The sequence below is a fragment of the Cloacibacterium sp. genome (genome assembly GCF_047601505.1).
GTDB lineage: Bacteria > Bacteroidota > Bacteroidia > Flavobacteriales > Weeksellaceae > Cloacibacterium.
Genome location: NZ_JASGJD010000001.1, coordinates 3,176,359 through 3,192,181 on the forward strand (window position 1 = coordinate 3,176,359; position 15,823 = coordinate 3,192,181).

Sequence of the window (15,823 nt, forward strand, 5' to 3'; positions counted from 1 at the left end):
ATTTCAAGCTACAAAGAAAAATAATTTATTTTACCTAACAAAATTCTATTATTAACTTTTTATGATTTTCTTAACGCTGTAGAATAAATTTTATTGTTTAATATGAAAATTTTATTTTTTTCGTTTATTTTGTAGCTCAATACAAATTATGAAAACACATAGACTTTTTATTTTATTTATTTTTTGTTTCATTAATGTTTTTTCGCAAAAGACTATAATTGAATGGGATAACAATAAAGTTTTTGATTACGGCACCTACCAAAAGAATCTGCCTTTTTTTAAAAATGGTAATTATTCTATAATCAATGGCAGTCCGTTTTATACATTTACACAAAAAGACAAAGAATTTAGGCAACTCGAAATAAAAAATCTTGTTTGGGAGAAAGTGAATTCGAAAGATTTATTTGAATTGAATTCAGACTATATTCCAGAAAAAGAGATAGCAGAAATTAATACTTCTAATCAACCTGTAGAAGATTTATTCTTAAGTAATATTGTTGTATCAGCATTTAAAAAAGATTCTAAAGCTGTTTATAGACTTGTTTCATTCGACATTGCAAAGAAAACTACTTCTACAAAAAGAGCATCTGCAACCAGCACTTCTATTGGAGACACCGAAAATCCTCTAAAATCGGGAACTTTCTATAAAATTAAAGTGAGTAAATCGGGGGTTTTCAAAATTACAACCAAATTTTTAAGAGACAACGGAATTAACCCGTCAAATATAAACCCTAAAAATTTCAGAATTTATGGAAACGGAGGTTTAATGTTACCTGAATATAACCAAGATTTCAGATATGCGGCGCTTCAAGAAAACGCCATACAAGTAGTGGGAGAAGACGACGGGAAATGGGATGATGGAGATTATGCTCTTTTCTACGCTCAAGGTCCAAATGGTTATAATCTTTTTGACAATTATAATGGCAATGGAAACAAGAGGCAAGACACCAGAATTTCTCATATCAGTCAGAATTACGTAAATATTTATGAAGATTACGCTTATTATTTTATTAATTTTGATAAAGGTGCAGGAAAAAGAGTAGCAACTTCTGATGTAGATTTACCAAGTAATAGTGCTGACATCTTCACAAGATACGACGATTATCAGTTCTTAAACGAAGAAAAAAAAAACTTTCTAAACATTGGAAGACTTTGGGTAGGAGAACCTTTCAACACAGATAAATCTGTAACATTTACTACTAATACACCTATCTTAGCAACAGATGAATTAAAATTAAAAATTTCGGTATATGTTCAAAATGCGAATAACGACAAAATTGCATATAATCTAAACGGACAAAACCTCGGAAATTATACCGTAACCAATACTTTAGATACAAAAATAAGAGAAATAGCTCTGCAAACAGATGTACAAAACATTGCTGGAAACAGTTTAAAATTCGATTTTTCGCCAACAGGAAGCAATCCTTTGGTTACTTACAATTTGGATTATGTAGAAGTTCAGTATAAGCAAGACCTTAAGTTCAATAATTCTCAAATGAATTTTAGAGCTTATGATATCTTTGAAGGAACAGGTTCTAATTATGGTTTTACGATGGATAACACAACCGGATTAGAGCAAATCTGGAACGTTTCAGACATTACAAATGCCAAAAAAGTTACCAATAAAGCATCTGGAAGCCAATTTAGTTTCGGATATATGGCAGATAGCAATTATTTCAACAACGAATTTGTTGCCTTTAAAAGTGATGCTGCATACGAACCAAATTTTGTAGAAAAAACAGAAAATCAAGACTTAGCATCGTTGCAAAACATTGATTATTTAATCCTTACAACAAAAGATTTCAGCTCGCAAGCAGAAAGAATTGCAAATTATTACAGAAATAATAAAAATTACAAGGCAGAAGTAGTAGATGTAAGAAAAGTGTACAACGAATACAGCTCTGGAGGACAAGATTTAACAGCTCTTAGAGATTTTGTAACTAAACTTAACACACCTACAGGAACACTGAAATATGTTTTGATATTAGGAGATACCACTTTTGATTTCAGAAACAAGACAACTACTAACACCAATAACATCCCAAGCTATGAAAGTGATTTTAGCGAAAATTTTGAAGCTTCCTTCGTTTCTGATGATTATATAACAATGACGGCTCCACAGAATTCGTCTTACGTTTATGCAATTTTCCCAAATTTACCCGTAGGAAGATTACCTGCACAAAGCACCCAAGAAGCTAAAGTATTAGTAGATAAAACCCTTTCTTACTATAATGCAAATTCTGGACAAGCAACTCCTTTTGGAGATTGGAGAATGAAAATGAATTTTGTAGCAGATGATGACAACGATAGTAAAGTTGATACCAGCACAAATCCTTATATGAGAGGTGCTTTTCATGATGTAATAAATCTTGTTATAGCAAATAATTTTGAAGGAAGCACAGACAAACCAGAATACAACATCAAAAAATTATACTTAGATGCTTTTCCTGCACAAAGTACAGCAGGCGGACAAAGATTTACTCAAGTAAACCAAGGCATCACTAATGCAATGAGCAATAGTTTATATCTTTCTTATTTCGGGCATGGAGGAATTAGCGGTTGGGCGCAAGAAAGAGTTCTTACATTGCAAGAAATTATAGCTTTCAATAACTTTAACAATGCTTATGTTAGATTTCCTTTTGTAAGTACAATTACTTGCGAATTTGCTCTTTGGGACGACCATAATACCACTTCTGCTGGAGAGCAAATGATAAAATTATCTCAAGGAGGAGCTAATGCAATGATTACTTCTAGTAGAGCCATTGCAACAGTGTACGGAAGATTATTTTCTAACACTTTCACTACCAATTTATTTAAACTTTACAATAATGATTTCCTACCTATTGGAGATGCATTTTTAGCAGCAAAAAGAGAATACGGAACAGATTCTAATCACCTAAAAGTAAATTTATTAGGAGACCCTGCTTTAAAACTCAGCAGACCAAAAAATTTAGTAGTTATTGATAATATTGAATCTCCTGTTAGCGGACAATTAAGAGCTTTAGATTTTGTAAAAATTACGGGTCATGTCAATAATTCTGGTGGTACTGTAGACAATACATTTAATGGAAAAGTAGTAATTAACATTTTTGATAAAAGACTTAACAAGAAAACATTAAACAATGACGGAAACCTTACTCCCGTTTTAAGCTACACAGAAGAAGGCAGCCCAATTGTAAAATCTTCTGGAACAGTTACCAATGGCACTTTTACAGTAGAATTTTATATGCCAAAAGATATTAATTACACTGTTGGAAACGGAAGAATTTTAGCGTATGCAGATAATAATGTATTTGATGTTTTCAATAATAAAACTCAAAAAATAGGAGATATTAACCCTAATGGAATTAACGATAATGAAGCTCCAAAAGTTCAACTTTATCTTAACAATACCAACTTTGTAGATGGAGGAATTGCCAATACAAACCCGAATTTATTGGCTTGCGTTACCGATAACACCGGCATCAATTCTACTGGTTCGGGAATTGGGCACGACATTACTGTAATTCTTGACGGCGAAGTAGTAAACACAACTGTTTTGAATGATTTCTACTCTCCTGGTTCGGGAAATGGATGTATTAATTCGTCGTTTTTAGATTATCAAAAGGGCTCTGTGCTGTATCCATTCCAGAATTTAGCTGCAGGTGAACACCAATTAACATTTAAAGTTTGGGACATCAATAATAATTCGACAACTCAAACGTTAAACTTTATAGTAAAAGACCCAAATGCCGAAAATCTGGTAATTAAAAAATTACTAAATTGGCCCAATCCTTTTACCAATAAAACATTTATCCAATTCGAACACAATTGTGATGATATTTTAGATGTAAATGTTCAAATATTTACCATTACAGGTAAATTGGTAAGAACTATTAGCACAAGTATTACTTCTGACCCATTTTTAGAAGGATACAGAACCAGCAGAACCGCAATAGAATGGGACGGAAACGACGATTTTGGTTCACCAGTTGGAAAAGGAACTTATATTTATAAAGTTCTTGTAAAAAGTCAAAACCAGGAAAAATGCAAAGGCACAGCTTCTCTGGTAGAAAAATTAGTAATTTTGAAATAATACAATAATAAACAATAACATGAATGTAACTAAAAAGTTAGCCCTTGGTTTAAGTTTAGGATTAGGAATTTTAAGTTATGCACAGGTAGGAGATATAAGACCCGTGCTAACAGGAGCTCCATTTCTAAGAATATCTCCAGACGCAAGATCTGGTGGTTTGGGAGACCAAGGTGTAGCTACTTCAGCAGATGCTTTTTCGCAATTTTGGAACGCTTCTAAATACCCTTTTAGCAGAAATACGTCTTCTGTAGCCGTAAACTATACTCCATACATGAGTAAATTAACCAACGATGTTTTTCTTTTGTACGGAGCTTTTAACACAGCTTTAGGAGAAGAAGGCCGTTCTTCTTTAGGAGTAAGTTTATATTATTTTAATATGGGACAAGTACAACTTACAGAATTAAGAGCAGGTCTTCCATACGACAACGGAACCATAACTCCAAATGAATTTTCATTGGATGTTTCTTATGCACTAAAACTTTCAGACTCCTACTCTATGGCTGTGACAGGAAGATTTATAAGATCAGACTTTGGCAGTTTTGCATCTGAATCTACTTTAAAACCTGCCAATTCTTTTGCTGTAGATGTTTCGGGATTTTTACAAACACCAAAACACCAGAGTTTCGGAGATTATGAAGGAAGAGTAAGAGCAGGTTGGGCAGTACAAAATTTAGGACCAAGATTAGATTATACTGGAGACGAAGAATCTCGTTCTTACCTTCCTACTTCTATGAGAGTTGGTGCTGGTTATGATTTATTTTTAGATGATGCCAACAAAGTTGGTTTTACCGCAGAAGTTTCTAAACTTCTTGTTCCTGGGCCTGATGAAAGTGGCATAGTACCAAACGTAGGAGTAATTTCAGGCATTGGAAAATCTTTTAAAAACGAAAAAAGCCTCATGTTTAGTGGTTCGTTAGAATATTCTTATGACAATGCATTCGCTATTAGAACAGGTTATTTCCATGAGAGTCCGCAGCAAGGTGGTCGCCAATTTGCAACGGTTGGTTTGGGGCTTAATTATCAATCTTTTGGATTAGATTTATCTTATTTAATTAATACTTCTAAAGTAAATTCAGCGCTAGACAACACCTTAAGATTTGGTCTTACTTGGAATATTGGCGAAGAATCTTACAATAATGATGATTATTAAAAACTTTTCTATATATTTGATTAACACATAAATAATCAACAAAATGGGAAAATTCGTCATCAAAACCACTGCTACAGGCATTAAATTTGATTTAAAGGCTGGAAACGGACAAGTAATTTTAACAAGTGAAGTTTACACTACCAAAGCTGCTTGCCAAAATGGTATAGAATCTGTAAAGAAAAACGCACCAGAAGATGCCAGATACGAAAGAAAAGAATCTACTAATGGCAAACCAATGTTTAATCTAAAAGCTACAAACGGACAAGTAATAGGAACTAGCGAACTATACGAATCTACTGCAGCCAGAGAAAACGGAATAGAATCTGTTAAGAAAAATGCACCAGATGCAGAAATAGTAGAAGAATAATTTTCTTAAAATAATATTTCAAACCACTGATTTTCTTTCAGTGGTTTTTTTAATTACAATCCTTATGCATAACTTTGCAATATGAATTATACCTCAGAACTTAAGAAATTTGTTACCAGCCAATACATCCATTCTGGGATTAGAATTGCCTTAGCAGTAGTAATTCCTAGTATTATTTTGGCATATTTAGGAGTTCTGAAACAATTTTTCTTGTTCCCTTTGGGTACAATTTTTCTGGCACTTACAGATATGACTGGACCTTTCTACAGAAGGCGTAATTCACTTATTTTAGCATTATTTTTCTATTTTTTTATAGGCTTAATTGCTGGTTTACTTAAAGATTTTCCAGTTCTTATATTCCTAGAAATCATCATTTTTGGGATATTTTTCACCATGCTAGGCATTTATGGTAAAAGACTAGACGTTGTAGGTTCTCTTACTCTAATTGTCTTTGCAATTTTTATAGATGGAGCGCCTGGTAGCCACAGCGCAATAAGAAATGCATTAATCTTTAGCATGGGAGCCGCTTGGTTTTTTATTGTTTTTTTACTGGTTACCGTTCTCAAGCCTTATAAATTGGCAGAACAAATGATTGGAGAAAACTATATAGAACTAGGAAAATATTTAAGATTAAAATCTCAGTTTTACCTAAAAAATCCAGATTTTGAAGGCGTTTACAAACAAATTTTCGGGTTAGAAGTAAGAATTAAAGAACATCAAGAAGCCACAAGAGAAGTAGTCTTCAAAACCAGACAAATGGTAAAAGAATCTACATCTACCAGTAGATTATTGATGCAGCTTTTTCTTAATAGTTTTGATCTTCACGAGATGCTTATCCTTTCTACCAGCGATTATAAAAAGTTGCAACAATCTTTTGGAGACAAAGAAATTTTAGAAAAAATAAACGTTTACCTCAACAAACTTTCAAACGAACTCGTCAACATTGGAATTTCTATTCAAGGTAGATTAAAAACCTCTCCCATCATCAATATTAGTGATGAATTACATCAACTGCACGAAGATTTCTTCGAACTCCGAAACAAAGAAATGAATGCAGAAACCTTAGAAAATTTTATGATTTTGAGACAAATATTGCTCAGAATTACAGAAATTTCAGAAGAAATACAAACCATTTATAAAATTAGAGCTCAAGATATTAAATTGGTAAAAAGTCTTTCTACAGGATTAGACTTAGAAAAATTTGTAACCAAAGACGAAAAACTTAATCATAAAGTTTTTATTAACAACTTTTCATTAAAATCTAACCACTTTAGACACGCCATCAGAATTACCGTTGCCATGCTTATTGGCTATGCTCTTTCCAAAATTAGCATTTTGGGAATTAATAAAGTGTACTGGATTCTCATTACCATTTTAGCAATAATGAAACCCGCTTATAGCATCACAAAACGTAGAAATATTCTTAGAATTTATGGTACTTTAGGAGGTGGAGTTATAGGATTTTTAATCATTCATTTTATATCAAATCCAATTGCATTACTCATTATCTTCTTGGTTTCTCTTACCCTTACATTTAGTTTTTTAAAAGACAAATATGCTTGGGCAGTGGTTTTTATGACCATTTATATTTTCCTAATTTTCAACTTTGTGAAACCTGGTAATTTTATGGATATTTTATCCGAAAGATTAAAAGATACGGCAATTGCTGGTGTTATTGTATTCTTGGTTTCTTATTTGGTTTTACCTGTTTGGGAACATCAAAAAAATAAAAATTTAATCTTAAAATACCTTAATGATAACCGTAAATATTTCAACACTATAGTAGATTCTATCAGTTTGAAAAACATTTCGTTGCAAGATTATAAAATGAGCCGAAAAAATGCCATTATTTCTTTGGCAAACCTATCAGATAATTTTCAAAAAATGTTATCAGACCCTAAGGATCAGCAAAAAAACTTAGAAAACATACACCTTTTTACTACCACTTCTCACCTTTTTACGGCTTATGTTGCGTCTCTTTCTCAGTATGCGCAAAAAGATGAAACCTACGAAGCCATAGATTTCGCTGGTTGGAAAAACAAAATCAACGCCGAATTAATTGCTGCAAAATCTATTTTAGAAAACGAAAAAATAGAAAAAAATACAGAAAAAACCACTTTTATTACCGAAGATTTAGTAGATGAACTTCTAGAAAAAAGGAAAAAAGAAATAAAAGAAGAAGAGTTTTTAGACAGAAGAGACCCAAAAGTAATTAGCCATCTTACCGAACTCAAAAATATAAAAGAGTTGCTAGAACTTATTTACAACGAAGCAAGAGAACAAAGAAAAATTGCAAAAAAAATAATAAATTAATCTTCCGCAAAATCTCTCTTTTCTTCTACAATGGCAAAATAAAAATCTTCTACTTTGCTTACTCTGGCTGTAAATTCGTGACTAAAAAAATCATCAAAAACTCTGCACTTTACTTCGCCTAAGTTATTCACATCAAAAGGAGAAACCTCGTAATAATCTTTCAGAGACCAATATTTAGAAAGGTGAACCTTATACAAACTTTCTTTAATTACCCAAATAATGGTAAGTAGCTCTACCTCGTTTTCTTTATTTTCAGTCCATTTTATTTCATTTGGATGAAGAAATTTTTGCTTAATTCTCAAAATTTTATCATTCGCTTTTTCTAAATCTATTCCTATTCTATTTTCGGAAATAGCAAGAGCAGCAAACGGAAAAGAATGCGTAATAGAAATTTGCGCTGCAGGTGGCCAAAGATAAGGTTCGCCAGCCGTTTTGTAAAGAATTCTTCGGTCTGGAAGCACCATTTTTAATAATTTCCTTACCATTAGATGTTCAATCAATTTTTTAGGATGATAATCTTTAGCTTTTTCCAGATTTTCTGGTTCTATCAATTCATCTATTTCAAAATGATCTTCTTCGCTGTATTTCCAATAAAGAATGGTAGCATTTTCATCAGAATAATCCTTGTAAAATGGCATATTTTGTCAATAAGAAATTAGATTGTAAATTTGCAAAAGTTTTTTGGATTTTTTTCTAAAAAAAACATAAAATAACTCATATAATTTTAATTTAATGGAAACTAAAACTCAATACATTCCTTATAAAGTTAAGGACATTTCCCTAGCAGAATGGGGACGTAAAGAAATTATGCTTGCTGAAGCAGAAATGCCTGGATTAATGGCAATTAGAGAAGAATTTGGACCTTCCCAACCATTAAAAGGAGCTAGAATTGCTGGTTGTCTTCACATGACAATTCAAACTGCTGTTCTTATCGAAACTTTAGTAGCTCTAGGTGCAGATGTTACTTGGTCTTCTTGTAATATTTTCTCTACTCAAGATCACGCTGCTGCTGCTATTGCTGCTGCAGGAATCCCAGTTTACGCTTGGAAAGGAATGAATGCTGAAGAGTTTGATTGGTGTATCGAACAAACTATTTTCTTCGGAGAAGATAGAAAACCATTAAACATGATTTTGGATGATGGTGGAGACCTTACCAATATGGTTTTTGACAAATTCCCAGAATTAACAAAAGCTATCAAAGGTCTTTCTGAAGAAACTACAACTGGTGTACACAGATTATACGAAAGAATGGCAAACGGAACTTTGGTAATGCCTGCAATTAACGTAAACGATTCTGTTACTAAATCTAAATTTGATAACAAATACGGTTGTAGAGAATCTGCTGTTGATGCAATTAGAAGAGCTACAGACGTAATGTTGGCTGGTAAAAGAGTGGTAGTTTGTGGTTACGGAGATGTAGGTAAAGGTACTGCTGCTTCTTTTAGGGGTGCTGGTTCTATTGTTACCGTTACAGAAATCGACCCAATTTGCGCACTTCAAGCTGCTATGGAAGGTTACGAAGTAAAAAAACTAGATACTGTAATCGAAAATGCAGACATCATTATTACCACTACTGGTAACTTCAACATTGTGAGAGCTGAGCATTTCAAAAAAATGAAAGATAAAACTATCGTTTGTAACATTGGTCACTTCGATAACGAAATCGATATGGCTTGGTTAAACGGAAACTACGGTCATACAAAAACTGAAGTAAAACCTCAAGTTGATATTTACAACATTGAAGGAAACGATATTATTGTTTTGGCTGAAGGTAGATTGGTAAACTTAGGTTGTGCAACGGGTCACCCAAGTTTTGTAATGTCTAACTCTTTCTCTAACCAAACTTTGGCTCAAATAGAACTTTGGACTAATTCTGAAGCTTACGAAAACAAAGTGTATATGCTTCCTAAAAAATTAGACGAAAAAGTAGCTGCTCTTCACCTTAAAAAAATTGGTGTAGAACTAGAAACTCTTTCTTCTGAACAAGCTAAATACATTGGCGTAGAAGTAGAAGGACCTTTCAAACCAGAATATTACAGATACTAAAAAATTGGAAGTCGGAAGACTGAAAATTTTTGAGTTGTCCTAAAAAAGGTTGACTCGTTAATAATTCAAATATAGTTAAATCGTAACAGAATTAATTCTGTTACGATTGATTAATTTTTCCATTGTTTTAAATTTATTATTTTTTGTTGATGTGCCTGGTTTGGAGTTATCATATTAATTGACTATTTTTATAAAATTTTTTTTTTTGGAACAGCTTCGTTGGTCGTTTTATAAACCATATCAATTTTGCTTTCCATAGGCATTTTCGTTCCGTTCATATCAGCTTCAATTTCCATATTTAGATTTCCTAAATTATCACTAGATTTCACCCAAGAAGATTTTTTATCTAAAAGAAGCGTTCCGCTCATTTTACCATCCATTTTACTCACCACCATTTTCATTCCTTCCTTTTCTATGGTTGCCCCTTCTTTTGCAAGTAAATCTCCTGTGAAAGAAATTTTATATCCTTCATCATCTACAGATTCTAATTTACAAAGCATATTGTTAGAAAGGTCAATTTCATTATTTTTACTTGTAAATACGGCTTTCCAAGTATCTCCAACTTTTACGGGTTTTTGCGGAATTGCAAAGAAAGTAGATTTAAAATTCTGTAAAATTTGTTCTTTGGTATAAGATTTTTCAAATTCTTTAGCAGACGGAGAATCTGGCATTGCACTTTTCATTGCTTCTATAACTTTTTCGTAACCAATAACATCTAAAACATCGCCATTAGATTTCACTTTCATTTTAAAAGGAACATTTACCATCGCACTCATTAATTTATTAGCTTCTGTAGCAATATCTCCATCCGAAGCCATTACATAATTTTGTCCCATCATAGAAACACTTGTGCCAAGATAACTGTATTTAGCATCTAAATCGTAAACTTCTTTTTGAAAATCTGCTACTTTGAAAGACACACCAAGCAACATGTTCATTTTCATAGGCATTTCTTGTCCCATCACTTTTTGCAAAATATCCATTTTGATGTCTGTAAGTGTAGAATAAGTTTCTCCTTTTTTAAGATTTAAAGAAATAGTATATGTTTGTGCAAATGCTACAATTGCTAACAAAAACAGAACAAAAGTTGATATTTTTTTCATTATTGAAGATGTTTTTTGTAAAAATATGAAATTTTAAGGAAAATTTAGATTAATTATTTTTTATTTCTTTTAATTTCTCTATTCTTTTCACTTCTTTTAAAAGCAACGGAAAAGCGGGTTCTGCCATTCCGCCATGGTCGAAACCTTGTAATTCGTACAAAGTAGTTTGTTTATGTCCCGCTAATTTCATCATTCTGAGCATGTATGCATTTTCTTCGTATCTCCCAAATAATTCTAAATCTCTATCACCAGTAATCAGTAACATTGGCGGAGCGTCTGCTCTTACAAAATAGATTGGCGCAAATTCATCAATAAGTGGTTTATACTCTGGGAAACCTTTTTCTTTTCTGATGGTAAAATGCGTAATAGCATGTCCGCTGAAGGGAATAATTCCCGCCAATTGATTAGCATCGATATTATATTTTGCCAAATAATCTTTATTGAGCGCCACCATACTCGCCAAATAACCACCAGCCGAATGTCCCGAAATAAAAATTAAATTTTCGTTGCCTCCATAGTTTTTAATATTCTTGAAAACCCAAGCTGTAGCTGCCGCAGCATCATCTATTGCTTTTGCAGCATTAACTTTTGGAGACAGTCTGTAATTAACACCAATTATTGCAATTCCTTTTTCTTGTAAATATTTCGGAATTTCTTTGTTTCCTCCAGTTAATCCGCCACCGTGAAACCAAATTACAGTAGAAAAATTCTTTACATTTTTCGGAATATAAACATCTAGAACGCAACGTTCATTAATGTAAACATCAGACTTATTGGTAGTTTCATCATAATAATGAATATTAGTAATAGTTTGATAATCTTTATTTTGCGCAGAAATTTGCACCGAAATAAACAATAAAAATAAAAAGGCAAAAAACTTTTTCATAGTAAATAAAATATATTAAAAAAAACGTGCTTTTAGACACGTTTTCAGTTTATAATTTCGTCAGTTTTGCAAATTTCAGAATTAGATTTTTTTCTCCTTCTGTGGCAAATTTCACTTTTGCTTTAATGTTATCTGGGTCTGTTCCGTCTAAGAAAATCACTTCACCAACGCCAAATCTATCGTGACGAACTCTGTCTCCTACTTCAATATCTTGAGAAGAACCTCCACTCGGATTGATGATTTTTGCAGAAGCTACTGGTTTTAAATTCTTAGTTTGAATAGTAGATTCAGGAGAATTGAACGTTTTCTTCGGTTCTTTTTTTACAAATTTAGGTTCGGAGAAATCTCCAAAAATATCGGAAGTTAAGCCAGACCTTTTATACACTTTTTTCTCTGTAACTGCAGGATTTACAAATTCTAAAAACTCCGAATCTATCTCGCTTAAAAATCTGGATGGTTCGGCATCGGTAATTTTTCCCCATTGAAATCTGGAAATAGCATAAGAGAAAAACACTTGTTTTTCGGCTCTGGTTAATGCTACGTAGAATAATCTTCGCTCTTCTTCTAATTCTTCGCGTGTGGAAGAACTCATAAAACTCGGGAAAAGATTTTCTTCTAAACCTACCAAATGTACCACAGGAAATTCTAAACCTTTGGACAAGTGAATCGTCATTAAAGAAACTTGGTCTTCTGTTTCAGATTTTTTGTCTTGGTCTGTAGAAAGTGCAATATTTTCTAAGAAATTAGACAAACTTGGGTCGCCATCTTCCAATTGTTTTTGCTCGTCTATGAAACCTTGCATAGAATTCATGAGTTCTTGTACGTTTTCGACTCTAGAAATTCCTTCTGGCGTTTGGTCGTCTTTCAAAAATTTAATCAAACCACTTCTTTGGGCAACTTCCATGGCAACGGTGTAAGCATTTTCGGTTTTTAATAAAACTTGAAAAGCTTTAATCATGCTCCAAAAATCTGCCAATTTAGCGATAACACCATTATTTAAACCCAATTGTGGTGCATATTGCCCAAGATTATTCAAAACATCTACAATTCTTACATTTTGAGAATCTGCAAAAACAATCAATTTATTTTGAGTAGTTTCGCCAATAGAACGAGCCGGATAATTAATGATTCTCATTAATGCTTCACTGTCGTTTTCATTCACCAAAAGTCTTAGATACGCTACCAAATCTTTAATTTCTTTCCTTTGGTAGAAACTTAAACCGCCATAAACTCTGTACGGAATATTTTTACGTCTCAAAGCATCTTCGAAAGCTCTGGTTTGTGAGTTGGTTCTATATAAAATGGCAAAATCTGTAAATCTTTTTTGTTGAGAATTGTGCAATTCCCAGATATTGCTTGCCACAAAATTGGCTTCGTCTGCATCTGAAAGCGCACGGAAAATTTTTATTTTTTCGCCCACTTCATTATCACTGAAAACATTTTTTTTGAATTGTTCTTTATTTTTAGAAATTACCACATTTGCCGCATTTACAATATTCTGAGTAGAACGATAATTTTGTTCCAAAGAAACTGTTTTGGCATCCGGATAATCTTTTTTGAAATTCAAAATGTTATAGATATTAGCACCACGGAAAGAGTAAATAGACTGCGCATCGTCTCCTACCACACAAATGTTTTCGAACTTAGAAGAAAGTGCTTTTACAATTAAATACTGAGAATGATTGGTATCTTGGTACTCATCTACCAAAATATACCTAAATCTATCCTGATACTTGGCTAAAACCGCAGGAAATCTAGTTAACAACTCATTGGTTTTCAATAACAAGTCATCAAAATCCATTGCGCCATTTTTGTAACATTGCTCTACATATTTTTGATAAATTTGCCCCATGTGTTTCATGTTGGCACGTTCATCAGCTTCCATTATTTCTGGATTTTTGTAGTAAGCATTAACGGTAATGAGGTTATTTTTATACGCCGAAATTCTAGATTGAACTTTTTTCGGTTTGTATAAATCTGAATCTATATGTAAGTCTTTCAGAACTTTTTTAAGAACATTCAGCGCATCTTGAGTATCATAAATTGTGAAATTAGAAGGATAGCCTAATAATTCTGCTTCGCTTCTAAGAATCCTTGCAAACACCGAGTGAAAAGTTCCCATCCAAAGACTTCTGGCATTGCTGTCTCCTACCAATTTTGCGATACGCTCTTTCATTTCTTTGGCAGCTTTGTTAGTAAAAGTAAGCGCCAAAATATTAAAAGGATCTACACCATTGGTAATAAGGTGTGCAATTCTCATGGTAAGAACACGTGTTTTGCCAGAACCTGCGCCTGCTAAAACCATCAAAGGTCCTTGTAAAGTGGTAACTGCTTCGTACTGAGGTTCGTTTAATCCTTTCAAATAATCCATTTCTGCAAAAAAAATTTAAGCCTCAAAAATAAATAAAAACGATGACTTTTTAGGGTATTAATTAAAAATACATTGAACAAAGATTTTAAAACTTTTTGTGTAACGATATTCCACATTTTATTACTAATTTTAACAAAAATCATTATCAATGAAAAAAACGTTATTATCTTTTGCTGTAGCTGCTTTTTTAGGCACAACAATGAACGCTCAGCAAATTAAATTCGAGGAGTACGACCTCTCGAATGGTCTTCATGTAATTTTGCACCAAGACAACTCTGCACCTGTAATTACCACTGGCGTCATGTATCATGTTGGTTCTAAAGACGAGGTGAAAGGAAGAACTGGTTTTGCTCACTTTTTCGAGCATTTACTTTTCGAAGGAACTCCTAATATTAAAAGAGGAGAATGGATGAAAATTGTTGCTTCTAACGGCGGACAAAACAACGCCAATACTACTAGCGACAGAACATATTATTACGAAACTTTCCCTTCAAACAACGAACAATTAGGTCTTTGGATGGAAGCAGAAAGAATGCGCCACGCAGTAATTAATCAAATTGGTGTAGATACACAAAGAGAAGTGGTGAAAGAAGAAAAAAGAATGAGAATGGATAACCAACCTTATGGAAATCTTCTAACAGCAATCCTCAACAATTTATTTACCAACCATCCTTATCATTGGCCAACAATTGGTTCTATGGAAGACCTTAATGCTGCTAAATTAGATGAGTTTTTAGATTTTTATAAAAAATATTACGTTCCTAATAATGCTACATTGGTTGTGGCTGGAGATTTAAAACCAGAACAAACCAAAAAATGGATTGAAGAGTACTACGGAAGCATCCCAAAAGGTGAAGTTTTCCCAAAAAATCTCACTAAAGACGCTCCTATTTCTCAGGAAAAAGAAGTTACCGTTACAGACCCTAACATACAACTTCCGGCTTACATTTTTGCATACAGAACGCCTTCTAACAAAGAAAAAGACGCTTACGCTCTACAAATGCTTTCAACTTACCTTAGCAACGGAAAATCTTCTGTTCTTTACAAAAAATTAGTTGACCAAGATAAAAAAGCATTAGCAGTACAAGCTTTCAACATGGGAATGGAAGACGCTGGCGTTTTTGCATTTTTCACAATTCCGATGGGAGCTACTACCAAAGCTACTTTGCAATCTGATATAGATACTGAAATTAAAAAACTACAAACAGAATTAATTTCACAAGAAGATTACCAAAAACTTCAAAATCAATTCGAAAATCAGTTTGTTAATTCTAATTCTAGCATTCAAGGTATTGCTTCTTCTTTGGCTACTTATAATGTATTGATGGGCAATACAAATCTTATCAACAAAGAAATAGATATTTACAGGTCTATCACCAAAGAAGATTTGAAAAACGCTGCAAACAAATACCTCAACAATAACCAAAGAATAATTATAAACTACATCCCTGAAAAAAAGTAAGCAGAAATTAGGATTAAGATAATCTTTATTAAAATTTAAAATTTAGA

At 32.8% G+C, this 15,823-nt stretch carries 10 protein-coding genes; 6 read left to right on the top strand and 4 right to left on the bottom strand.

Annotated elements, in window-relative coordinates:
* Positions 1 to 148: 148 nt before the first annotated feature.
* The 4 genes from porU to QM746_RS14370 all read left to right on the top strand — a co-directional run bounded on the left by porU (position 149) and on the right by QM746_RS14370 (position 7,908).
* Positions 149 to 4,078 (top strand): type IX secretion system sortase PorU, encoded by a 3,930-nt coding sequence (gene porU, locus QM746_RS14355; protein ID WP_414984849.1) that lies wholly within the window; start codon positions 149 to 151, stop codon positions 4,076 to 4,078.
* Between the two features lie 19 nt (positions 4,079 to 4,097).
* The gene (porV, locus tag QM746_RS14360; protein ID WP_414984850.1) at positions 4,098 to 5,228 is read left to right on the top strand and encodes a type IX secretion system outer membrane channel protein PorV; all 1,131 of its coding nucleotides are present in this window, start codon (positions 4,098 to 4,100) and stop codon (positions 5,226 to 5,228) included.
* A gap of 43 nt (positions 5,229 to 5,271) precedes the next feature.
* Positions 5,272 to 5,595 (top strand): YegP family protein, encoded by a 324-nt coding sequence (locus QM746_RS14365; protein ID WP_374363973.1) that lies wholly within the window; start codon positions 5,272 to 5,274, stop codon positions 5,593 to 5,595.
* Between the two features lie 81 nt (positions 5,596 to 5,676).
* On the top strand, positions 5,677 to 7,908 hold the full coding sequence (locus QM746_RS14370; RefSeq protein WP_414984851.1) for an FUSC family membrane protein: 2,232 nt from the start codon (positions 5,677 to 5,679) through the stop codon (positions 7,906 to 7,908).
* On the opposite strand, the gene QM746_RS14375 is transcribed toward QM746_RS14370, so the two are convergent.
* Complete coding sequence (locus tag QM746_RS14375) at positions 7,905 to 8,546, bottom strand: 4'-phosphopantetheinyl transferase superfamily protein (protein WP_414984852.1); 642 nt, start codon at positions 8,544 to 8,546, stop codon at positions 7,905 to 7,907. The two genes, QM746_RS14370 and QM746_RS14375, sit on opposite strands and share 4 nt — an antisense overlap.
* A gap of 94 nt (positions 8,547 to 8,640) precedes the next feature.
* On the opposite strand from QM746_RS14375, the gene ahcY reads away from it, so the two are divergent.
* The gene (gene ahcY / locus QM746_RS14380; RefSeq protein WP_414984853.1) at positions 8,641 to 9,954 is read left to right on the top strand and encodes an adenosylhomocysteinase; all 1,314 of its coding nucleotides are present in this window, start codon (positions 8,641 to 8,643) and stop codon (positions 9,952 to 9,954) included.
* A 188-nt stretch (positions 9,955 to 10,142) separates the two neighbouring features.
* Here the strand turns inward: ahcY and QM746_RS14385 are convergent, their stop codons facing one another.
* From QM746_RS14385 to QM746_RS14395, 3 genes are read right to left on the bottom strand one after another with little or no spacing between them, the layout of a single operon-like run.
* On the bottom strand, positions 10,143 to 11,057 hold the full coding sequence (locus QM746_RS14385) for a DUF6263 family protein (protein WP_414984854.1): 915 nt from the start codon (positions 11,055 to 11,057) through the stop codon (positions 10,143 to 10,145).
* 49 nt (positions 11,058 to 11,106) lie between these two features.
* Positions 11,107 to 11,943, bottom strand: a complete 837-nt coding sequence (locus QM746_RS14390; RefSeq protein WP_414984855.1) for an alpha/beta hydrolase — start codon at positions 11,941 to 11,943, stop codon at positions 11,107 to 11,109.
* Between the two features lie 49 nt (positions 11,944 to 11,992).
* Entirely contained in the window at positions 11,993 to 14,314 is a 2,322-nt protein-coding gene (locus QM746_RS14395; protein WP_414984856.1) for an ATP-dependent helicase, read from the bottom strand.
* A 148-nt stretch (positions 14,315 to 14,462) separates the two neighbouring features.
* Between QM746_RS14395 and QM746_RS14400 the strand changes: the two genes are divergently transcribed.
* Positions 14,463 to 15,776 carry a M16 family metallopeptidase gene (locus QM746_RS14400; RefSeq protein WP_414984857.1) on the top strand — a complete coding sequence of 438 codons (1,314 nt, stop codon included), beginning with the start codon at positions 14,463 to 14,465 and terminating at the stop codon, positions 15,774 to 15,776.
* Positions 15,777 to 15,823: the final 47 nt, after the last annotated feature.